19 protein-coding genes and 1 tRNA gene are annotated in these 21,133 nt (G+C 69.7%); 9 read left to right on the top strand and 11 right to left on the bottom strand.

Annotated features, from left to right (window positions below; translation table 11 throughout):
* Window positions 1-8 precede the first annotated feature (8 nt).
* The 3 genes from ACIHCM_RS05580 to pknB all read left to right on the top strand — a co-directional run bounded on the left by ACIHCM_RS05580 (window position 9) and on the right by pknB (window position 5,086).
* Window positions 9-1,448, top strand: coding sequence for an FtsW/RodA/SpoVE family cell cycle protein (locus ACIHCM_RS05580; protein WP_399889510.1), 1,440 nt, complete (start codon window positions 9-11; stop codon window positions 1,446-1,448).
* Window positions 1,445-2,917 (top strand): peptidoglycan D,D-transpeptidase FtsI family protein, encoded by a 1,473-nt coding sequence (locus tag ACIHCM_RS05575; protein WP_399889507.1) that lies wholly within the window; start codon window positions 1,445-1,447, stop codon window positions 2,915-2,917. Before ACIHCM_RS05580 ends, ACIHCM_RS05575 begins: the two co-directional genes overlap by 4 nt.
* 171 nt (window positions 2,918-3,088) lie before the next feature.
* A complete protein-coding gene (gene pknB / locus ACIHCM_RS05570) occupies window positions 3,089-5,086 on the top strand; it encodes a Stk1 family PASTA domain-containing Ser/Thr kinase (protein ID WP_399889504.1) in 1,998 nt (665 codons plus the stop codon).
* Between the two features lie 75 nt (window positions 5,087-5,161).
* Here the strand turns inward: pknB and ACIHCM_RS05565 are convergent, their stop codons facing one another.
* From ACIHCM_RS05565 to ACIHCM_RS05540, 6 genes are read right to left on the bottom strand one after another with little or no spacing between them, the layout of a single operon-like run.
* Window positions 5,162-5,917: a class E sortase gene (locus tag ACIHCM_RS05565; RefSeq protein ID WP_399889501.1), complete on the bottom strand. Its 756-nt coding sequence runs from the start codon at window positions 5,915-5,917 to the stop codon at window positions 5,162-5,164.
* Between the two features lie 13 nt (window positions 5,918-5,930).
* Window positions 5,931-7,121: a class E sortase gene (locus tag ACIHCM_RS05560; protein ID WP_399889498.1), complete on the bottom strand. Its 1,191-nt coding sequence runs from the start codon at window positions 7,119-7,121 to the stop codon at window positions 5,931-5,933.
* Window positions 7,118-7,756 (bottom strand): aminodeoxychorismate/anthranilate synthase component II, encoded by a 639-nt coding sequence (locus tag ACIHCM_RS05555; protein WP_399889495.1) that lies wholly within the window; start codon window positions 7,754-7,756, stop codon window positions 7,118-7,120. The genes ACIHCM_RS05560 and ACIHCM_RS05555 overlap by 4 nt, the downstream gene beginning before the upstream one ends.
* The gene (locus ACIHCM_RS05550; RefSeq protein ID WP_399889492.1) at window positions 7,753-7,914 is read right to left on the bottom strand and encodes a hypothetical protein; all 162 of its coding nucleotides are present in this window, start codon (window positions 7,912-7,914) and stop codon (window positions 7,753-7,755) included. Before ACIHCM_RS05550 ends, ACIHCM_RS05555 begins: the two co-directional genes overlap by 4 nt.
* 54 nt (window positions 7,915-7,968) lie before the next feature.
* The gene (locus tag ACIHCM_RS05545) at window positions 7,969-8,661 is read right to left on the bottom strand and encodes a class E sortase (protein WP_399889489.1); all 693 of its coding nucleotides are present in this window, start codon (window positions 8,659-8,661) and stop codon (window positions 7,969-7,971) included.
* 21 nt (window positions 8,662-8,682) lie between these two features.
* Window positions 8,683-9,462 (bottom strand): DUF881 domain-containing protein, encoded by a 780-nt coding sequence (locus tag ACIHCM_RS05540; RefSeq protein ID WP_399889486.1) that lies wholly within the window; start codon window positions 9,460-9,462, stop codon window positions 8,683-8,685.
* Between the two features lie 142 nt (window positions 9,463-9,604).
* Here ACIHCM_RS05540 and crgA point away from each other — a divergent pair, with 142 nt between their 5' ends.
* Window positions 9,605-9,859, top strand: a complete 255-nt coding sequence (crgA, locus tag ACIHCM_RS05535; RefSeq protein WP_399889483.1) for a cell division protein CrgA — start codon at window positions 9,605-9,607, stop codon at window positions 9,857-9,859.
* A gap of 325 nt (window positions 9,860-10,184) precedes the next feature.
* On the opposite strand, the gene ACIHCM_RS05530 is transcribed toward crgA, so the two are convergent.
* Entirely contained in the window at window positions 10,185-11,069 is an 885-nt protein-coding gene (locus ACIHCM_RS05530) for a rhomboid family intramembrane serine protease (protein ID WP_399889480.1), read from the bottom strand.
* Between the two features lie 188 nt (window positions 11,070-11,257).
* Entirely contained in the window at window positions 11,258-11,791 is a 534-nt protein-coding gene (locus ACIHCM_RS05525; RefSeq protein ID WP_399889477.1) for a peptidylprolyl isomerase, read from the bottom strand.
* Window positions 11,792-12,109: 318 nt separating this feature from the next.
* On the opposite strand from ACIHCM_RS05525, the gene ACIHCM_RS05520 reads away from it, so the two are divergent.
* Window positions 12,110-12,823 (top strand): DUF5324 family protein, encoded by a 714-nt coding sequence (locus ACIHCM_RS05520; RefSeq protein WP_399889474.1) that lies wholly within the window; start codon window positions 12,110-12,112, stop codon window positions 12,821-12,823.
* Between the two features lie 596 nt (window positions 12,824-13,419).
* On the opposite strand, the gene ACIHCM_RS05515 is transcribed toward ACIHCM_RS05520, so the two are convergent.
* Window positions 13,420-13,492, bottom strand: a tRNA-Ala gene (locus tag ACIHCM_RS05515).
* Between the two features lie 182 nt (window positions 13,493-13,674).
* On the opposite strand from ACIHCM_RS05515, the gene ACIHCM_RS05510 reads away from it, so the two are divergent.
* Together ACIHCM_RS05510 and ACIHCM_RS05505 are read left to right on the top strand one after the other, a co-directional pair.
* Complete coding sequence (locus tag ACIHCM_RS05510) at window positions 13,675-14,223, top strand: helix-turn-helix domain-containing protein (protein ID WP_399889471.1); 549 nt, start codon at window positions 13,675-13,677, stop codon at window positions 14,221-14,223.
* 129 nt (window positions 14,224-14,352) lie between these two features.
* On the top strand, window positions 14,353-16,371 hold the full coding sequence (locus tag ACIHCM_RS05505; RefSeq protein ID WP_399889469.1) for a protein kinase: 2,019 nt from the start codon (window positions 14,353-14,355) through the stop codon (window positions 16,369-16,371).
* 260 nt (window positions 16,372-16,631) lie between these two features.
* On the opposite strand, the gene ACIHCM_RS05500 is transcribed toward ACIHCM_RS05505, so the two are convergent.
* Together ACIHCM_RS05500 and ACIHCM_RS05495 are read right to left on the bottom strand one after the other, a co-directional pair.
* Window positions 16,632-17,777 carry a hypothetical protein gene (locus tag ACIHCM_RS05500; protein ID WP_399889466.1) on the bottom strand — a complete coding sequence of 382 codons (1,146 nt, stop codon included), beginning with the start codon at window positions 17,775-17,777 and terminating at the stop codon, window positions 16,632-16,634.
* A gap of 444 nt (window positions 17,778-18,221) precedes the next feature.
* On the bottom strand, window positions 18,222-18,350 hold the full coding sequence (locus tag ACIHCM_RS05495; protein ID WP_003999697.1) for a DLW-39 family protein: 129 nt from the start codon (window positions 18,348-18,350) through the stop codon (window positions 18,222-18,224).
* Window positions 18,351-18,721: 371 nt separating this feature from the next.
* On the opposite strand from ACIHCM_RS05495, the gene ACIHCM_RS05490 reads away from it, so the two are divergent.
* Window positions 18,722-19,108, top strand: coding sequence for a DUF6344 domain-containing protein (locus ACIHCM_RS05490; protein WP_399889463.1), 387 nt, complete (start codon window positions 18,722-18,724; stop codon window positions 19,106-19,108).
* A gap of 784 nt (window positions 19,109-19,892) precedes the next feature.
* Window positions 19,893-20,768, top strand: coding sequence for a hypothetical protein (locus ACIHCM_RS05485; protein WP_399889460.1), 876 nt, complete (start codon window positions 19,893-19,895; stop codon window positions 20,766-20,768).
* The last annotated feature ends 365 nt before the right edge of the window (window positions 20,769-21,133 follow it).

Raw genomic sequence — 21,133 nt, 5'->3', positions numbered from 1 at the left:
GTCACACGATGAGCAGTACTTCCAATCCGTCGACGCAGCACACGTCCACGATCGGCTCGATCGGCACGCCGAGCCGGCGCAACACGGAGCTCGGGCTCCTGGTGTTCGCCGTGCTCATCCCGGTCTTCGCCTACGCCAACGTCGGCCTCGCCGTCAACGACGAGGTACCGGCCGGCCTGCTGGGCTACGGGCTCGGCCTCGGCCTGCTGGCCGGCGTCGGCCATCTCGTCGTCCGCAAGTTCGCTCCGTACGCCGACCCGCTGCTGCTGCCGCTGGCCACCCTGCTCAACGGGCTGGGGCTGGTCGCCATCTGGCGGCTGGACCAGTCCGAGCTGCTGCAGGACATCGGCCAGGCCGGCACCGCCGCCCCGCGCCAGCTGCTGTACACGGCGATGGGCATCGCGCTGTTCATCGTGGTGCTGATCTTCCTCAAGGACCACCGCGCCCTGCAGCGCTACACGTACATCTCCATGGTCGGCGCGCTGTTCCTGCTGCTGCTGCCGCTGGTGCCGGGCCTCGGCCAGAACATCTACGGCGCCAAGATCTGGATCAACGTCGGCGGATTCTCCATCCAGCCCGGTGAGTTCGCGAAGATCGTCCTCGCGGTCTTCTTCGCCGGCTACCTGATGGTCAAGCGGGACGCGCTCGCCCTGGCCAGCCGCCGCTTCATGGGTCTGTACCTGCCGCGCGGCCGCGACCTCGGCCCGATCCTCGTGGTCTGGGCGATGTCGATCCTGATCCTGGTCTTCGAGACCGACCTGGGTACGTCGCTGCTGTTCTTCGGAATGTTCGTCATCATGCTGTACGTCGCCACCGAGCGGACCAGCTGGATCGTCTTCGGTCTGCTGATGTCCGCGGTCGGCGCCGTCGGCGTGGCCTCGTTCGAGCCGCACATCCAGCAGCGCGTCGACGCCTGGCTGGACCCGATGCGCGAGTACACGCTCTCCCGTCAGGGCGTGGGCGGGCACTCCGAGCAGGCCATGCAGGCGCTGTGGGCGTTCGGCTCCGGCGGCACCCTCGGCACCGGCTGGGGCCAGGGCCACTCCGAGCTGATCCGGTTCGCCGCCAACTCCGACTTCATCCTCGCCACCTTCGGCGAGGAGCTGGGCCTCGCCGGTGTGATGGCCCTGCTGCTGCTCTACGCCCTGATCGTGGAACGCGGCGTGCGCACCGCCCTCGCCGCCCGCGACCCCTTCGGCAAGCTGCTCGCCATCGGCCTGTCCGGCGCCTTCGCCCTCCAGGTGTTCGTCGTCGCCGGCGGTGTGATGGGGCTCATCCCGCTGACCGGTATGACGATGCCGTTCCTGGCCTACGGCGGCTCCTCCGTGATCGCCAACTGGGCCCTGATCGGCATCCTGCTGAGAATCAGCGACACCGCGCGCCGCCCGGCGCCGGCCCCCGCCCCCAACCCCGACGCCGAGATGACCCAGGTGGTCCGCCCGTCATGAACAAGCCCCTGCGCCGGATCGCGATCTTCTGCGGACTGCTCGTCCTGACGCTGCTGATCCGCGACAACTGGCTCCAGTACGTCCGGGCGGACGAGCTGGCCTCCGACACCGACAACCGCCGCGTGGCGATCGAGCGCTACGCCACCCCGCGCGGCGACATAATCGTCGACGGCAAGGCCATCACCGGCTCCAAGCGGGCCGCCAGCGGCGACTTCGAGTACGTCCGCACCTACAAGGACGGCCCCATGTGGGCACCCGTCACCGGCTACGCCTCCCAGGCCTTCGGCACCAACCAGCTGGAGAACCTGGAGGACGGGATCCTCACCGGCAACGACGACCGGCTGTTCTTCCGCAACACCCTCGACATGCTCACGGGCAGGAAGAAGGCCGGCGGCAACGTCGTCACCACCCTCAACACGGCCGCGCAGAAGGCGGCGTACGAGGGCCTGGCCGAGCGCGGCAAGGGCGCCGTGGTGGCGCTGGACCCCGAGACCGGGGCGATCCTGGCGCTGGCCTCCTACCCGTCGTACGACCCCTCGACGATCGCCGGGTACTCCGACGACGACCAGAAGGCCTGGAACAAGCTCCAGAAGAAGGACGACGCCAACGACCCGATGCTCAACCGGGCGCTGCGCGAGACCTACCCGCCGGGCTCGACCTTCAAGGTCGTCACCGCGGCGGCGGCCCTGGAGCACGGCCTGTACCCGGAAGCGGACTCGCCCACCAAGACGCCGCTGCCGTGGACCATGCCCGGCACCACGACCGTGCTGAAGAACGAGGGGACCATCCCCTGCAAGAACGCCACCCTCCGGGTCGCCCTGCAGTGGTCCTGCAACACCGTCTTCGGCAAGGTCGGCTCCGACCTCGGCAACGACAAGATGCTGGAGACGGCGAAGAAGTTCGGCTTCACCGAGGAGCAGTTCACGCCCGTCCGCTCCAACGCTTCGGTCTTCTCCGAGGACATGGCTCCCTCCGAGGTGGCGCTGTCCTCGATCGGCCAGTTCAACACCGCCGCGACCCCGCTGCAGATGGCCATGGTCGCCGCCGCGGTCGCCAACGACGGCACGCTGATGAAGCCGTACATGGTCGACAAGCTCCAGGCGTCCAACGTCGACACCATCGAGCAGACCGAGCCGGAGGAGCTGAGCAAGCCGCTGTCCTCGGACAACGCCCAGATCCTGCAGTCGATGATGGAGACGGTCGTCGACAAGGGCACGGGAAGCAACGCGAAGATCGACGGCGTGACCGTGGGCGGCAAGACCGGTACCGCCCAGCACGGCGTCGACAACAGTGAGAAGCCCTACGCCTGGTTCATCTCGTACGCCAAGGCGGAGGACGGCAGCTCGCCGGTCGCCGTGGCCGTGGTCGTCGAGGACGAGGCGGCGGACCGTGGCGATATCTCCGGCGGCGGCCTCGCGGCACCCATCGCGAAGAGCGTGATGGAGGCGGTCATCAAGAGCAAGCAGTGAGAGCCCCGTCACGTCGCCTTCACATTGATGCACGTTGCGATACCGGTCCTGTATCAGCTGACGGGCTTGGCCAGGTCATACAAAGCGAGCCGGGTACGGTAGGCCCGGACGGCAGTCTCCGGCCGCACCACATGCCGGCCGGGACCGACGGAGAGGGCTGGTAGGTAGCTTATGGAAGAGCCGCGTCGCCTCGGCGGCCGGTACGAGCTGGGTCATGTGCTCGGCCGTGGTGGCATGGCGGAGGTCTACCTCGCGCATGACACCCGCCTCGGCCGCACCGTGGCGGTGAAGACGCTGCGTGCGGATCTCGCGCGCGACCCGTCGTTCCAGGCCCGCTTCCGCCGGGAGGCCCAGTCGGCCGCCTCGCTCAACCACCCCGCGATCGTGGCGGTCTACGACACGGGCGAGGACTACATCGACGGGGTCTCGATCCCGTACATCGTCATGGAGTACGTCGACGGCTCCACGCTCCGTGAGCTGCTGCACTCCGGCCGCAAGCTGCTGCCGGAGCGCGCCATGGAGATGACCATCGGCATCCTCCAGGGCCTGGAATACGCCCACCGCAACGGCATCGTCCACCGCGACATCAAGCCGGCGAACGTCATGCTGACGCGCAACGGCCAGGTCAAGGTCATGGACTTCGGCATCGCCCGCGCCATGGGCGACTCCGGCATGACGATGACGCAGACCGCCGCCGTGATCGGCACCGCCCAGTACCTCTCCCCTGAGCAGGCCAAGGGTGAGCAGGTGGATGCGCGCAGTGACCTGTACTCGACGGGCTGCCTGCTGTACGAGCTGCTGACGGTCCGCCCGCCCTTCGTGGGCGACTCCCCCGTCGCGGTCGCGTACCAGCACGTACGGGAAGAGGCGCAGCCCCCGTCGGTCTTCGATCCCGAGATCACGCCGGAGATGGACGCGATCGTCCTCAAGGCGCTGGTCAAGGACCCGAACTACCGCTACCAGTCGGCCGACGAGATGCGCGCCGACATCGAGGCCTGCCTCGACGGCCAGCCGGTCGGCGCCACGGCGGCGATGGGCTCGGTCGGCTACGGCGGCTACCCCGACGACCAGCCGACCACGGCCCTGCGCTCCGACGGCCACGCGGGCGCGACGACCCTGCTTCCCCCGGCCAACCCGGACGACGGCGGTTTCGGCTACGACGACCGCCCGGACCGGCGGCGCCAGAAGAAGTCGAACACCTCGACGATCCTGCTGGTCGTGGCCGCGGTTCTGGTCCTCGTGGGCGCGATCCTGATCGGGCGCTGGGCGTTCGGCGGGGACGGGGTGAGCAACGACAAGGTCGACGTGCCGAACTTCGTGGGCCTGACCCAGGCGGACGCGGAGCAACAGGCGACCAACTCCGATCTTCAGCTGTCCGTCAGCAACAAGCCCTGCGAGGACCAGAAGAAGGGCAACATCTGCGACCAGGACCCGCCGCGGGGCACGAAGGTCGACAAGAACACGTCGATCAACGTGGTGGTGTCCACGGGCGCGCCGAAGGTCGCGGTCCCCAACGTCATCAACGAGAACGTGGACGACGCCACGTCCAAACTCGAGGGCGACGAGTACGAGTTCAAGGTGAAGACGGAGACCCGCGAGTCCTCGGACGACCCGGGCACCGTGCTGGAGCAGGACCCGGTCTCCGGCAAGGAGGTCGAGAAGGGCTCCACGATCACCCTGATCATCGCCAAGGCCGAGGAGAAGGCGACCGTCCCGAACGTGGCCGGCCAGACCTGTGACGACGCCAAGAGGCAACTGCAGGACAACGACCTCACCGGCGAGTGCGCCGACGTCCCGGTCACCGACCCCAACCAGGACGGCAAGGTCATCGAGGTCACACCGCCCGCCGGTTCACAGGTCGACAAGAACTCGACAGTGAACCTCAACGTCGGAAAGCTCCAGCAGAAGACCAAGGTGCCGAACGTCGTCGGGCAGACGGTGGGTCAGGCCAAGCAGACCCTGAACGCGGCCGGCTTCACCAACATCCAGTTCGAGGGCGGCAGCGACCAGAGCGACGGGGCGTTCGTCACGGCCCAGAACCCGCCGGTGGACACCGAGGTCGACGATCCCGCAGGGACGCAGATCACCCTGCGCACCGTGGGCCTGGGCGGTAACAACGGCGGCAACGGAAACGGCGGCGGCATCTTCGGAGGCAACGACGGCGACTGACCGCCACCACGTCGCACGACGGAGCCCCGGCAACCCTCTGAGGGTGCCGGGGCTCGGTCGTACGTCCCGTGCGGCCTAGGGCCGGCGCAGTTCCTCGGGTGGGGTCCGGTCGCCGTCGACCTTCTCGACGCGGTCCAGCTCACCCCAGACGACATACCGGTAGCGGCTGGTGAAGACCGGGGTGCAGGTGGTCAGGGTGATGTACTTGCCGGCCTTCTTGCGGCCGGACTCCTCGGGGATCGCGTCGAGGACCTTGACGTTGTACTTCGAGGTCTCGGGAAGGACGGCGTAGACCTTGTAGACGAACCACTTGTCCTTCGTCTCGAAGACGATCGGGTCGCCCTTCTTCAGCTTGTGGATGTCGTGGAACTTGGCGCCGTGGCCGTCGCGGTGCGCGGCCAGCGAGAAGTTGCCGTTCCCGCCGCTGGTGGGGAGGGTCGCCTTGACGGGGTCGGTGTAGTAGCCGGCGACGCCGTTGTTGAGGAGATCCGTCGCCGTGCCCTTCTTGATCAGGATCTCGTCCTTGTTCATCGCGGGCACGTGCAGGAAGCCGATGCCGTCCTTGGTGTCCAGCCGGCCGGGGCCGGAGGACTCGGAGGTGGCCCAGGTGTCACGGACCTTGTCGCCGTCCTGGTGCGCCTTGCGGTCGGCGAGGACGTTCGTCCACCACAGCGAGTAGACGACGAACAGGCCGAGCACGAGGCCCGCGGTGATGAGGAGTTCACCGAAGACGCTGACCGCCATGGCGATCCGGCCCGCCCCCCGGCGCCTCGGGCCGGGCGCCTCGGGGGCGGTGCCGGTGTGCTCTTCACGATCGGTGGTCGCTGCCACGTGTCATCTGCCCTTAACTGACGAGCGCATCCGGCTTGCCCTTGCTGCGCGGCCGTTCCTCGACCATCTTGCCCCAGACGATCATCCGGTACTTGCTGGTGAACTCCGGTGTGCACGTGGTCAGGGTGATGTAGCGGCCGGGCTCGGTGAAGCCCGACCCGGGCGGGACCGGTTCGAGCACGCTCACGTTGCTCGGCGAGGTCACCGGAAGGATCGAGGCCATGTCGTAGACGTAGTACCGGTCCTGCGTCTCGACGACGATCGGATCGCCCGGCTGCAGCCTGTTGATGTACCGGAACGGCTCGCCGTGCGTGTTGCGGTGGCCCGCGAGCCCGAAGTTGCCGGTCTTGGCGTCAGGCATCGCCGTCTTCAGCGCGCCCTCGGCGTAGTGGCCGACCATGCCCCGGTCGAGCACCTTCTTGCTGTTGATGCCCTCGGCGATCGGCACGACGACGTCCAGCTTGGGGATGTGCAGCAGCGCGAAGCCCTGGCCCGGTTCGAACGTGCCGGGGTTGCGCTTGCCGTTCGCCCAGTCGTCCTGGAGCTGGCTGGCCTCGTTGCCGGCCTGCGCGTGCGCCCGGACGTTGGTCCACCACAGCTGGTAGGTGACGAAGAGGAGCATCAGCACGCCGGTGGTGATGAACACCTCGCCTATCAGCCGGCTGGCGACGACCGCGGGGCCGGGCTTGCGGGCCCGCGCGAGCCGGCGGGCCTCTACGCGGGAGAGCGGGCGGCCCCCGTGGGCGTCCGGTGCCCCCTCCGCGGGCGGGCGGGAGCGCGGCGCGGGGTCGGCGTGGCCGCCATGACGCCCGTGGCGGCGCTTGGCGGCCTTTCTGCGAGCCGCACGGCCGCCCGTGGCGGCTCCGGTGGCTTGGGCGGCTGTTGGCGTTCCTGTGGCCTCTGTGACGCCTGTGGTTCGCGCGGCACGTCGTCCGGCGCCGTGCCGGGCTCCCGCGGAGCCTGTGACACCCCCCGGCGGCTCCGGTATCCGCAGGGCCATCGTCTCCTCGTTCACAGGAGCCCCGCCCAGCGGCGCCTCGCCCGGAGGGACGTCGCCCACCGGTGCCCGGTACGACTGCTGCCCGTACCAGTCCCCGAACCCACCCGCCCCCTCGTACGGCTGCTGCCCGTACGAGGAGCCCTGCTCACCGGCATCGCCGTACGCGGCGGCCCCGGACTCGCGCTCAGGGCGCAGCGCGGTCACGCCGTGGCCCTGCCCACCACCGGGGCGAGCCCCACCGACCTCGCCACCGCACCCTCGTCGCCACACTCCGTCAGCCAGTTGGCCAGCATCCTGTGGCCGTGCTCGGTCAGCACCGACTCGGGATGGAACTGCACCCCTTCGACGGGGAGTTCGCGGTGCCTGAGGCCCATGATGATGCCGTCGTGCGTGCGCGCGGTGACCTCGAGCTCGGCAGGCACCGTGGGCGGCTCGGCGGCCAGGGAGTGGTAGCGGGTCGCCGTGAACGGCGTGGGCAGGCCCGCGAAGACGCCCTTGCCCCCGTGCTCGACCAGCGAGGTCTTGCCGTGCAGCAACTCGGGGGCGCGGTCCACGACACCCCCGTACGCTACCTGCATGGACTGCATGCCGAGGCAGACGCCGAACACGGGCACGCCGGTCGCGGCGCAGTGGCGGACCATGTCGACACAGACGCCGGCCTGCTCGGGTGCGCCGGGGCCGGGCGACAGCAGCACGCCGTCGAAGCCGTCGCCCGCGTGCGTGGTCGAGACCTCGTCGTTGCGCAGGACCTCGCACTCGGCACCCAGCTGGTACAGGTACTGGACCAGGTTGAAGACGAAGCTGTCGTAGTTGTCGACGACGAGAATGCGCGCGCTCACTGGTTGTCCACCGTCACATCGTTGAAGGGCAGCAGTGGTTCGGCCCAGGGGAAGACGTACTGGAACAGGACGTAGACCACGGCCAGGATCAGTGCCAGTGAGATCAGCGCCTTGATCCACGCGTTCCCCGGCAGATGCCGCCAGATCCAGCCGTACATGCCGTCCCTTCCGTCGCACCACGGCACCAGAAACTCACGCCGTACTCCACCAGACTAACGGCGCAGGGCGGCTGGTTTCCCGGCCTCCACAGGCTGCGTGGAATCCAGATGCGCCCAGACGATCAGACGATGGCTGTGGCCCCACTCCGGTTCGCAGGTCGTCAGGGTCAGATAGCGGCCCGGACGTGTGTACCCCGACTTGCGTGGCAGCGGCTCGATCACCTCGACGTCCGTCGGAACTGTCTTGTACGGCCCCTTGTCGATCCGGTACGTGAACCAGGTCGTCCCGTCCGTCAGCACCACCGCGTCACCGGGCCGCAGCCGCGGGAAGTCCTTGAAGGGATCGCCGTAGGTCCGCCGGTGCCCCGCGACGGAGAAGTTGCCCTTCTGGCCGAGCTGCGCGGTCCCGGCGTAATGCCCGAGACCCTTCTTCAGGGTGCTGGTGCCGGTGCCTTCGAGGACGGGCTTGTTCCACGTGAAACCAAGCCGCGGGATGTACATGATCGCGAAGGCCTCGCCGTCCCGGTACGCCACCGGCTTCGGCGGCGCCGCGGTGCCGGAGGTGTCCGCCGGCGCCGTGGTGCGCACACCGCCCATGGCCCACTGCTCCTGGAGCTGGTCGATCTCGTCGTCCATGACGGCGTCGGCCCGCACACCGGTCCAGAACAGGACGTGGACGACGAAGAGCACGATCACGGTGCCGACGGTGATGCACAGCTCGCTGAACGTCCTGATCACTGAGCGCACCGGCGGCTCCTCGGAAGGGGCTCACTCCATGGGCTGGGCGTACCGCAGATCCACTGTGCCCGAGTAGCCCGGCAGAGTCACCGTCCCGTTCTCCTCGACTTTCCAGCCGAGTCCGTAGACGTTGACGTAGACCATGTAGTTCTGGATCGCCGGAGAGGCGGTGAGCGCCTTCTGGAGCTTCTCGGGGTCACCGACCGCCGTGATCTTGTACGGCGGTGAATAGACGCGGCCCTGGAGGATCAGGGTGTTGCCCACGCAGCGCACGGCGCTGGTGGAGATAAGCCGCTGGTCCATGACCTTGATGCCCTTGGCGCCACCCTGCCAGAGGGCGTTCACCACGGCCTGGAGGTCCTGCTGGTGGATGACCAGGTAGTCGGGCTGGGGCTCGGGGTAGCCGGGGAGCTTGGCGGTGGCGTTGGGCGGCGCGTCGTTGAGCGTCACCGTGAGCGCCTCACCGGTGAGCTTGTGGGTCCCGGCCTCCTTCTCCAGGGCGGCGAGCTTGTCGTCCTCCGCCTTGGTGCTGCCGTCGTCCCGCTCGGCCAGGGTCTCCACGTCCTCGCGCAGGGCCGCGTTGGCCTCGTCCAGCTCGCCGTTGTTGCGGCTGCGCTCATGGATCAGGTCGGAGAGCTTCAGCAAGGACGCGTCCGTGCGGATGTTGGTGCCCTTGGCCGTGTGGAAGCTCGTGAAGAAAATGAGGCCCGCGAGAGCGAAGACGGCCACTGTCAGGAGCCGCACAGGCCGCAAGGCCCATCGGCGCCCAGCGCTGGATCCCGTCCCGGGGGAGTCGGCAGAATTGCTCAACGTACCCTTATCTCCTTCGGCGCCACGGAAGCACTACGCTAACGGACGCCCGGGGGAGCGCTCAGTGTCCCCTTGTACGCTGCCCCGAGCCCGACCCACGTTCCCTGCGCGGCCACGCAGCGCATCGACAGGAGAGACCCTCGTGCCGAAGTCACGTATCCGCAAGAAGGCCGACTACACGCCGCCGCCGTCGAAGCAGGCGACCAGCCTCAAGCTGAACAACCGTGCCTGGGTCGCCCCGGTCATGCTCGCACTGTTCCTGGTGGGCCTGGCCTGGATCGTCGTCTTCTACGTGACCAACAGTTCCCTGCCCGTCGAGTCGCTGGGCAACTGGAACATCGTGGTGGGCTTCGGCTTCATCGCGGCCGGGTTCGGCGTCTCCACGCAGTGGAAGTAGCCGCTCTCCGTCCGGTGGGCAGGCCCGTCGAAGGGCGGGCCACCGGACGGTGAACGGAGTTCTGCCCATGGCTATCCGCTGAGTTATCCACAGCCCGGGGAGAATTTCCACACCTGACCTGGGGAAAAGACGACGATCTGTGGATAACCCATCGGACGTTGACGCCGGTACGACCGTCACACGATCCCCCGAAAGCCTGTTCGCCCCCTGTCTGACCTGCGGAAATCACGGTCACCGACAGGGGGCACATACGTTCCCGCACAGGGTGCACAAGATCCGCCACACGCTGTGGACAACCGTGCAGCTCAGTGGATAACCCACCGGCTCAACTGAGCTGGGCCGTGCGCAGCAGCGTCACGCCGACGACCACGGCCAGCATCAACGCACAGACGCCGTACTGCACCAGCGCCCGTCGCTCGCGCGGTGCGTGCACCATCGCGTAGCCGATCACCAGCCCGCCGACCAGGCCACCGATGTGTGCCTGCCAGGCGATGTTGCTCATCGTGAACGTGAAGACCAGGTTGATCGCCAGCAGCGCCAGCACGGGCCGCAGGTCGTAGTTGAGCCGGCGCATCAGCACGGCAGTCGCGCCGAAGAGGCCGAAGACCGCGCCGGAGGCGCCGAGCGAGGCAGTCGTGGGTCCCGCCAGCAGATAGGTCAGGGCGCTGCCCGTGAGGCCGGAGATCAGGTAGAGCGCCAAAAAGCGTGCCCGGCCGAGGGCCGCTTCCAGGGGACCGCCGAGCCACCAGAGGCTGAGCATGTTGAACGCGATGTGCCAGATCGCCTCGTGCGAGAACATCGAGGTCACCAGGCGATACCACTCGCCTTCCGCCACTCCCTCCGTCGGCCCCCAGGGCGCCGGAGGCCACTCGCCGATCAGCACCAGGCTGTTCAGCACCGACGGGCGGGCCTGGACGAGGAGGAACACCGCGAGGTTGATCCCGATCAGGATCTTGGTCAGCAGGCGGGGGTCGGCGGCGACCGTGCCGCCCGCGATGGTGCGGGGACGGGACGCATTCGGCGCGTGGCCGGTGCCGACGGCACCACGGACGCATTCGGGGCACTGGAAGCCGACCGAGGCGCTCACCATGCACTCCGGGCATATCGGGCGCTCACAGCGCGTGCAGCGCACGCCGGTCTCGCGGCCCGGGTGGCGATAGCAGACAGGCGCGCTCTGCGCGTCCGGCTGGCTGCCCTGCGCCTGGTCCATGAGCTCCCCTAAGTCGTGGTGGCACTGCGACGCCCCGCTGCACTGCAACGCCCCGCTCATCTTTACGGACGAGCGGGGCGTTTGGTTCCCCTCCGGGAGGTCCCGGGCCCCTCATCGGGGCACGGTCTCGGCGCTGGCGGGGCCAGGCCCGCGCTTGATCGCGCGGGCCGCGAGCGACCTCGCGGGACTCAGGCCTCGCGGGACTCGACGACGACCGACTCGATGACCACGTCGTTGAGCGGGCGGTCGGTGCGCGGGTTGGTCTGCGCACTCGCGATGGAGTCCACGACCTTCTGGCTGCCCGCGTCCGTGACCTCGCCGAAGATGGTGTGCTTGCGGTTCAGCCACGCCGTCGGGGAGACGGTGATGAAGAACTGCGAGCCGTTGGTGCCCGGGCCGGCGTTCGCCATGGCCAGCAGGTACGGCTTGTCGAACTGCAGGTCAGGGTGGAACTCGTCACCGAACTCGTAACCCGGACCGCCCGTGCCGTTGCCCAGCGGGTCGCCGCCCTGGATCATGAAGCCGCTGATGACCCGGTGGAAGACCGTGCCGTCGTACAGCTTGTCCGTGGACTTCTGCCCCGTCGCGGGGTTCGTCCACTCCCGCTCGCCCTTGGCGAGCTCGACGAAGTTCTTGACCGTGTTCGGCGCGTGGTCCGGGAACAGCCGAACCGCGATGTCGCCGTGGTTGGTCTTCAGGGTGGCGTAGAGCTGCTCAGCCACGATCTGCCTTCCGTTGTCTTCCTGTGACCCCACGATCCTCGCACGGTCCACGCCCGGCGTCGCCCGGCGCCCGCTCACAGCAGCGATTCCGGGCGTTTCGTTCGCGGAATTCCGGACGAGTCGCCCCGGGACACAAGCGCTGGGCGCCGATCCGTGGCATTGTCGACGACAAGCTGATGTTGTCCCTTATTCATCCGCTATTGCGCCGAAATCGTGACCCGGATGCCCGCCCTCGCATGCCGCATCGCTCTCCGACATGCATGATCCGTAAAAGGGTGGAAAGTCGAAATACCGTACGCCACCGAGGAGGAGGAACCCGTGACCCGCATCGACAGCGTGCGCGCCGCAACCGGCTCGGCGAAGGACAGCGTGCTGCACGCCGCGGAAGTGGTGGCGCCCTACGCCGACACGGCCAAGGACCGGGCCGCACACTACGCACACGAGGCACGCGTACGGCTCGCGCCCAGGGTGTCGCAGGCCGCCGGGCAGGCCCGCGTCCAGTACGCGTCGCACCTCGCGCCGCACGTGGAGCAGGCCCGCTACCAGGTCCGCACGCATGTGCCGCCGAAGGTCGACCACGCCGCCCATGAGGCCGCCGTCCGCGCCCGCGAGGCCGCACGGCAGGCCGCAGACTACTCCCGGCCGAAGTTCGAGCAGGCAGTGGCCGCGGCCGGGCCCGTCAAGGACGAGGCGGCAGCCCGGGGCGCCGCTGTGCTGGCCGCGCTGCGCGGCCAGATCTCGCCCGAGGAGATCCAGAAACTCGTCCGCAAGCACGAGCGCCGTGCCAAGGCCGGCCGGGCCATGAAGGTACTGGCCATCGCCGGCCTCGTCGCGGGCGGCGCCTTCGCCGCCTGGAAGTGGTGGGACAAGCAGGCCAACCCGGACTGGCTGGTCGAGCCCCCGGCGGCGACCGAGGTCTCCGAGTCCGGACGGCTCACGTCCGTGGACGGCAGCGGTCAGTCCGTCCTCGACCCCGAGGTGCAGGTCAAGGAGGCCGAGGAGGAGGCCGCGGACCGCGACGACCGCGGCTGAGCCGAACTCGTCCGAACGTCTGTGGGGCGGGTGACCTGAGGGTCACCCGCCCCACAGCGATGTTTCACGTGGAACCAACTGCGATGCGGGTCAGGGGACTTGCCTGCCGCTGCGACGGTGCGCCCCCCGGGGGCCAGGCAGTGATCGCGAATGCAATCCTGAACGGGGCTCATGCCTCGTCACGCTGTGACTGCGGTGGACAGCGGAGGTCATTTGCGCAAAGGGGACCACGCGACGGCCTCGACTCTCGTGCCGGGCCGGACGCCGGGCTCGCCTGGATCAGCTACGAGGGCCGGGGCGAGGATCGGTGCCGAGGGTGGGTGCCGAGGGTAGGTGGGTGCGTGGTGAGTGCGGGCGGCGGCGGTGCGGCCGGGTGGGGAGCCGGGCACTGTGCGAGCCGGTCCGGCCGGGGTGCTTACCGGCACTGGTCCAGCACTGGCGGTGGCATCGGCGGTGGCAGCGGCACAGGCGCTGGCGCTGGCGCTGGCGGCGGCGGTGGTACGAGGCGAAGCGGCAGCCGGCCCCCAGCGGCTCGACCGTGCCGACGAAAAAGCCCTCCGAATCGCGTTTCCGCAGTTCAGAGGGCTTTCGTGCTGTGGAGCCTAGGGGAGTCGAACCCCTGACATCTGCCATGCAAAGACAGCGCTCTACCAACTGAGCTAAGGCCCCGAGTAGGGGACATCCGCCGGAAGTACCGCGTACCGGCAGGCGCCGCAGACCAGAGTAGCGGGTCACCCCCGGTATCTCGCAAAAAGATTGGGGGGTCCCCGTGAACGACCACTCTCCGTAAGATGCTCGGCGTGGTTCGCTACAGCGAACCGCCGTTTTAGGGGAAGCGATGGGGAGACGCAATGGACGCCGCACAGCAGGAAGCCACCGCAAGAGCGCGGGAACTGCAGCGGAACTGGTACGGGGAGCCGCTGGGGGCGCTCTTCCGTAAGCTCATCGACGATCTTGGACTCAACCAGGCTCGTCTCGCGGGGGTGCTGGGACTGTCCGCACCGATGCTGTCCCAGCTGATGAGCGGTCAGCGGGCGAAGATCGGCAATCCGGCCGTGGTCCAGCGGGTGCAACTGCTCCAGGACCTGGCCGCGCAGGTGGCGGACGGCAGCGTGAGTGCGGCCGAGGCCACCGACAGGATGGACGAGATCAAGAAGTCCCAGGGGGGCTCGGTGCTCAGCAACACCACGCAGACGACGAACAGTTCGGGAGCGCCGACGGTCAAGCGGGTCGTCCGCGAGATTCAGTCCCTGCTGCGCTCGGTGTCCGCGGCGGGAGACATCATCGACGCCGCGGACACCCTCGCCCCGACCCACCCGGAACTGGCAGAGTTCCTCCGGGTGTACGGCGCCGGCCGCACTTCCGACGCCGTCGCGCACTACCAGTCGCACCAGAGCTGAACCAGGCGGACCTGTGCCGTAGGGGGTGCGGCACACGTCCGGGAGGGGTCGTACCACTCGTCGAGGGGCAGGCAACGGGGGAGCCCCTGGGACCGACGGGGGCCGAAGGGGGAGGAGCGGCGCACAGCGATGGGTGAGGTCTTCGCCGGACGGTACGAGCTGGCCGACCCGATCGGACGCGGTGGAGTAGGCGCCGTCTGGCGCGCCTGGGACCACCGCCGCCGCCGTTATGTGGCCGCCAAGGTGCTGCAACAGCGCGACGCCCACTCCCTGCTGCGCTTCGTCCGGGAACAGGCGCTGAGGATCGATCACCCGCATGTGCTCGCACCGGCCAGCTGGGCCGCCGACGACGACAAGGTCCTTTTCACCATGGATCTGGTCGCCGGCGGTTCGCTGGTCCATCTCGTCGGGGACTACGGTCCCCTGCCGCCGTCCTTCGTCTGCACCCTTCTCGACCAGCTCCTGTCGGGACTGGCCGCGGTGCACGCGGAGGATGTCGTGCACCGTGACATCAAGCCCGCCAACGTGCTCCTGGAAGCGACCGGCACCGGGCGTCCACGGCTGCGGCTGTCCGACTTCGGGATAGCAATGCGGCTGGGCGAGCCACGCCTTACCGAGACCAATCTCGTGGTGGGAACGCCGGGATACCTCGCCCCCGAACAGATGATGGGCGCGGAACCCGACTATCCGGCCGACCTGTTCGCCGTGGGTCTGGTCGCGCTGTACCTGCTGGAGGGCGCCAAGCCGGACGCCAAGGCGCTCATCCAGTACTTCGCCGAGCACGGGACGCCGGGTGCCCCCAACAAAATCCCGGAACCGCTGTGGCAGGTCGTGGCCTCGCTGTTGCAGCCGGATCCGGTAGCCCGGTTCCGCACGGCCACGGGGGCGCGTAAGGCCCTTGCCGCCGCGGCCGAGCTGCTGCCCGAGCCCGGCCCCGATGACGAGCAGATCGAAATCTTCGACCAACTGGGGCCTCTTCCCCCCGGGTTCGGCCCGAATGGGCCGCTCGCTCCGAGGGCCGGGGCCGGGGCGACGGGGTCGGCCGCGAGCTCCGGGGGCGGAAGCGAGGGGGGCCACTCCGCTGCTCCGCCGAGCGGAAGAAGCGGAGGGCCGGGCGGGGGAGCCGACGCCGGGGGAGCACTCGGCAGCGGCAGCGGCAGCGGCAGCGGCAGCGGCAGCGGCAGCGGCAGCGGCAGCGGCAGCGGCAGCGGCAGCGAGGGGAGCACACCCGAGGCGCCCCAAGGGTGGGGCGGCGGGGTGCGTGCCGAGGGCTCGCAGGCGGGAAGCGGTTGGCCGCAGGCCGAGGGGGCGCATCCGAGGGGCAGCTTCGTACCACCCGACGGATCCGGTCCGGGGAACGGTTCGGTGCCGCCCGAAGTGGCGCAGCCGACGGACGGTCCGGTGCCGCCCGAGGGGGCCCGTCCAGGAGATGGCGCTCCGGTGCTGCCCGATGGGGCCCGGCCGGGAGGCGCTCCGGTGCCGCCCGACGCGCGGGACCGTCAGGAGTTCTCGGACCCCTGGCCCGGCACGGGGTCCGTGACAGCCGGGGCCGGCTCCGTGGACGTACCCGCTGATCCCCGGCATCAGCAGACAGCGCCCCCGCAGTCGCCCAGCATGTCCGACACCGGGAGCTTCCATCTGCCGCCGCCTCAGCCGACGGTCACCACCCGCCGGTCCCCCGCGCAGCCTCAGCAGCCACACCTCGCCACACGGCAACCCCAGCACGCCCCACAACCGGGGCCCGCCCCTCAACCCCCGCATGCCCCAGAACCCCAGCGCGCTCCACAATCCCAGCACGCGCCGCATCCCCAGCACGCCCCAAGGCCGCAACACCCCCCACGACCACACCACGCGTCCTTCGCCTCCCCCCAGCCGCTCGGGCCGCAGCCGCTCCGCCCCACCCCGGTTCCCGCCCAGGCACTCTCGGTGCCGTCGCAGCCCGCTGATGTCTCTACTGCTTCATACACCGCTCAAGACCCGCAGGTTCCGCCCTCGACGGCACCCATTTCACGGCAGCCCTCCGGCCACCGTCGGGCCGGCCGACGGGCCGCCCGCCGCCCCGGACCGCCCGCCAAGGCAGTGATCCCGCTGCTCCTGCTCGCGCTGCTCTGCTACGCCGTGGGGTTCTGGGCGCTGACCCGCATCTGACGGCACCAACCATTGGTCCGGCCGGCGAGCCCAGCCGCAGCTCGCAGCCCCCGCAGCCCCGCAGCCCGCGTCGACCACCCGCCGCCCACCACCCGGGCTTCCGATGGCCCCGGGCTTCCGATGGCCCCGGCCTTCCGGCGGCCCCGGCCTTCCGGCGGCCCCGGCCTTCCGGCGGCCCCGGGCTTCCGGCGGCCCCAGGATTCCGGCGGCCCCAGGATTCCGGCGGCCCCAGGATTCCGGCGCCCGACGATTCCGCCGCCCTACCCGGCGACCCCGCCCCTCCGCCGCGCCACAGCCACCCACACACCGAGCCCCACCAGAATCACGCTGCCCGCGCCGATCCCACCCACGGCGACGGCCGCCATGATCCCGTCCCCGCCGTTTCCCTCCCCCGTATCACCGGCGCCGGCCCCAGGGAAACCGCCCGGTCCCCCACCCCGTACAGCGAAGACGCCCTCCGGCACGGACTCCCCCACATAGTCGGGGCCCCTCTGCGCGTCCCCTTTCACCCCCACCCGCAGCGTCAGCCCGAGCGGCCCGTCCCCGAACTCCTCGGCCACCTCGGCGGACAGGTGCACGACAAGGTGATAGGAGCCGGCGAAGCGCATCGCGCTGACACGGCCCGTGAAGGAGTGACGGTTGGCGTGCTCGACCGGTGGAAGCGCGGCCAGCGCGGCCGTCCGCTGCTTGCCGTCGTAGCCGACGCCCTTGTCCGCGACGAAGGCGCGCACGGGGTTGTAGAGGGAGACGTCCAGCGCACTGCTCACATAGCCGGAACCCCCCGTCGCCGTGCCGAGTTCGGCGGTGGCGGACACCTGCTGACCCCAGTCGACCGGGACCTCGTAGAAGAGCGTCTGGCCGGGTGCGATGTCGTCGGTCCAGACGCCCTGCTCGAGGGAGGCCGCCGTGGTGAAACCGGAGCCACCCCTACGCCGCTGGGGCTCGACCGTAGGCGGTGCCGGTGTGGCCGAGTCCCAGTCCTGCGGCGCCTCGGTGGCGCCGGCCCGCGCCAGTCCCGGCTCCTGCACCGCGGTGAGCTCCAGCTCCCAGTCGGCCGGCGCGGAGTCCGTCGTACCGGCGCGCTCGACGACCACGTAATAGGTGCCCGCCGCCTGGCAGCGGCTTCCGCCGGCCTCGCGTGAACCGCTCGCCGCGATCGGATGCGGGCTGCGCGCGGCGCCGAAGGTCGTCGTCTCGGACGAGCAGGATCGGCCGTCGGCGTCCTGAACGGACACCCTGATGCCTTCGATCGCGGAGACGGTGGCGTCCGGGTCGGGTACGGCGGTGGCGGAGACGTACGCGTTCGACGTCGCGTCGAGTACGAGGCGGTAGTACGCCTCGCCGTTGCCCGGCAGGGTGCTCCGGTACGTGCTGCCCGGCTCCAGGCGTGCGGCGTCGGTCGTCACCGTGGCAGCACGGACGGGAAGGGCGTCGTCCGCGAAGTCGAAGGACGAGGAGACGGAAGAGGCAGATAAGGCCGATGTAGAGGACCAGGGCGAGGCCGACAACGAGGAAGAGGCGGAAGTCGACGATAAAGCTGCCCCGGAGTCACCCGATGTCGCCCCGGCAGCCACCGCCACCCCCGACGACAACCCCGTCGGTCCCATCGGCCCCGCCGACCCCACCGTCCCCTGCAGTACCAGCAGCGCCACGGGCAGCACCACGACCACCGCACGTCCCCACGCCCTACCGCACCGCCCGATCACGTGCAACCCACCCCCGGAAGTTCCGGCCTCGAACCGTCCGTGCCTGGCCCATCCTGCCCCGCGGGTCCCTCGGTGAGCACCGGCATACACGCAAAACCCCGACCGCGAGGCGGCCGGGGTCTGTTCAGATTCGGTTGTCGGTACTCACGAACCCGTGGGCACGGAGTCAGTCGCCTCCGTCCACAGATCCTGCTCGGCGCGATCCGCCTGGATCTGGCGGTACACGAGGAGCCCGCCGATGGCGGCCAGTGCGACCAGGAGAAGCTTCTTCACCGCGCGACCTCGTCTTTCCTTGACGTAGGGGACCTCTGGCGCCCGACTATACACACCGGCCGATATCGATCAGTGACCTGCGTCGGGCCCCCAACTTCCGCCCGGTACCACCGACTAGAAGCGGAGCCGGGGTGGGCTGACGGCGTACGTCGCCACTCCCGTCCGAGGGTGATCACCGCCTTACGGACGGTGAGAATTGCCCTGACTTCGCCCGCCCTCCTCCCCTCATCCAGCTTTTCGGGGTCCTTGCGTCCATCCGTGTGTTGTTCATCGGAAGATCGACGCGCCACGGGCGCAGGTCCAACACTTCGCGAGCCCCATACACATCATGAGGAAAGTACGCAAATCGCCCAACCCGAAAGTGAGGGGCCATGGCCCGGAACACGGTCATGAAGTTGTGGAACGTCCTCGTCACCGCCTTCCTCGCGCTGTTCACGGCGCTCGGACTCGTCACCACCTCCGCCTCCGCGGCGGTAACCCAGCCCGAGCCGGCTCGCAACAGCGCCGCTAGCATCACCGTGCCGACGATGTCCCCCTGGGCCTGGGCACATACAAGGTCCCTGCCCCCCACAATGAAGCAGCGCATCCGGGCCGAGGCCCACGGAAAGTCCCCGAGCTGCCGACAGCGTCCGCTCGCAGAGACCGACCAGGCCGGCACCGCCGACGCCCCGGACACCGCCACCGCCCCTCGGGTCGACGACTGCGACACGGAACCGCTCTTCGCCTCCGGCCCCGATTCCACGCCGCTGCAGCGCTGAGGCTCGCACCGCCTCCCCTTATCCCTTCTGCTCCATCTGCTCCTCCCGCTCTCCCTCCCCCCTCCTTCTCTCACCCTCTTCACACCTGTCGTCGCGGCGAACTTGCGTACCCCGCGTCCATGCCGAGGCCCGGCCACTCCACAGTGGCCGGGCCTTCGCGCTGCCTGGGCCTGGCTGATCACGGTTGCTCGTTCCGGCGAGACCGAGGCCGAACTCATCGCCCGCCTCATGCCCGCCCCCCCAGGAGGTCGCCGCCCACCCCCACTTCGTGGCTGCCGCACATGAAGCCTCTGCTGTGGCGACCGTGGATCCCGTGGCGTTGCGTGACGAAACTTTCGCCGTACGGCCTGGAGGTGGTCCTGGACGAGCTGGCGCTCCGGTTGCCGCAGCGGTGATGACGCGGGTGGACGGCGGGTTGGCCGCAGGGAAGGCGACGCGGGAGGACGGCGGGTTGGCCGCAGGGAAGGTGACGCCGTAGGACGGCGGGTCTGGGCCGAGGACGCGTACGTCATCGGCATAAGGCCCGGTGGCCCCGCCGAGTCGGCCGCGTCCGGGCACCCGGCCACGGAGCCGGAGCTGATCGCCTGAGCCGGCCGGTACGGGACCGCGTCGGGCGCCTCCTCCACCGGGGAGGCGACCGACGTAGGCATGACCAGGCCGCTCCCTGGCGGCTCTGGGAAAATCGGAACAACAATCGGAGACGACCCCCACGACGGCCGCTCCTACGCCGCCCCCCTCATGTGGACGCTCATGCGCCGCCCCCGTCATGTGGAGAGGAACGCCCGTGGACTTCGACGCTGTCGCCGACGAGCTGTACGGGCTGCGGCCTGAGCAGTTCACCGCCGCCCGTGACACCCACGCGGCGGCGGCCCGCAAGGCCGGTGACGGCGCCCTCGCCGGCAAGATCGGCAAGCTGCGCCGCCCGAGCCTGTCCGCCTGGGCCAGCAACCTCCTCGTCCGCGGGCAGCCGGACCAGGTCGAACCGCTGATGCGACTCGGGGAGGGCCTGCGCCAGGCCCACCACGACCTGGACGGCGGACAGCTGCGCGAACTCATCCACCGGCAACGGGTCCTGGTCAGCGCCCTGTCACGCCAGGCCGGCCAACTCGCCGCACAGGCCGGACGCCCGATCACGCCGGACGCCCAACGGGAGGTCGAAAGCACGCTGCAGGCCGTCCTCGCCGACCCGGAAGCGGCCCGGCAATGGGCGGCGGGCAGGCTGGTCAAGCCCCTCGACGCCGCCGTCGGCTTCCCGGCGGTCGCACAGGATGCCGTACGACGGGCTCCTGCCGTGTCCGAAGCGCCACCGCCGGCTGCCTCGCGCAAGCGAGCGGCGGACGCGACGAGGCGCGAGCGTCTTGCGAAGGCGCGCGAGGAGGCCGAGACCGCCGAGAACGACCTGCGGGCCGCCGAGGAGGAGGCGACGCAGGCCACCCGAGAGGCCGAGGACGCCAAGAAGCAGGCGAGCCGGCTCAAAGAGCGCGTCAGCGGCCTGGCCGAGGAACTGGAACGGGCCGAGAAGGAGCACCGGCAGGCCGTCGCCGCCGAGCGCTCGGCCAGGGAACGCACCCGCTTCACCGACCGCCGCGTGACCGAAGCCGCACGCAGGGCCAAGGCAGCGGCCGCCCGCATGGAACGGCTGGCCACGGAAGGCAAGTGACCATGCCCCCTGCCACACCGCGAGCCGGCCCGGGGTCCTTTGGATACTTGCGACGTGGCTTGTCCCTGACAGTCAGCGTCACTGCCACTGAGCACGCGCCGACGGTCCCGGGACGGCCCGGTGACCGGGTCGCCCTTGCGCGCGACCCCAACGCCGGGGGCACACCAAAAAGACCCCCGGTCCAGTGGACCGGAGGTCTTCGTGCTGGTGGGGCTAACAGGATTTGAACCTGTGGCCTCATCCTTATCAGGTCGATTGAGTGTTCTCCCGACCGTGATGTACGTCTGCTGAGCCCTGGCCCGTCTGCCCCCCGAGGTTCGGCGTTGATCGGCGCCGTACGCCGTTGTTGGTGTCAGCCGCTGATG

Source organism: Streptomyces sp. NPDC052023 (genome assembly GCF_044548465.1).
GTDB lineage: Bacteria > Actinomycetota > Actinomycetes > Streptomycetales > Streptomycetaceae > Streptomyces.
This window is presented reverse-complemented; position numbering and strand designations above follow the sequence as displayed.

Excerpts from the sequence above, each read along its gene's own strand:
- ACIHCM_RS05550 (WP_399889492.1), bottom strand. The coding sequence starts at position 7,914 with ATGTACGGCTGGATCTGGCGGCATCTGCCGGGGAACGCGTGGATCAAG.
- ACIHCM_RS05490 (WP_399889463.1), top strand. The coding sequence starts at position 18,722 with ATGGCCCGGAACACGGTCATGAAGTTGTGGAACGTCCTCGTCACCGCC.
- ACIHCM_RS05510 (WP_399889471.1), top strand. The coding sequence starts at position 13,675 with ATGGACGCCGCACAGCAGGAAGCCACCGCAAGAGCGCGGGAACTGCAG.
- ACIHCM_RS05575 (WP_399889507.1), top strand. The coding sequence starts at position 1,445 with ATGAACAAGCCCCTGCGCCGGATCGCGATCTTCTGCGGACTGCTCGTC.
- pknB (WP_399889504.1), top strand. The coding sequence starts at position 3,089 with ATGGAAGAGCCGCGTCGCCTCGGCGGCCGGTACGAGCTGGGTCATGTG.
- ACIHCM_RS05530 (WP_399889480.1), bottom strand. The coding sequence starts at position 11,069 with ATGGACCAGGCGCAGGGCAGCCAGCCGGACGCGCAGAGCGCGCCTGTC.
- ACIHCM_RS05580 (WP_399889510.1), top strand. The coding sequence starts at position 9 with ATGAGCAGTACTTCCAATCCGTCGACGCAGCACACGTCCACGATCGGC.
- ACIHCM_RS05505 (WP_399889469.1), top strand. The coding sequence starts at position 14,353 with ATGGGTGAGGTCTTCGCCGGACGGTACGAGCTGGCCGACCCGATCGGA.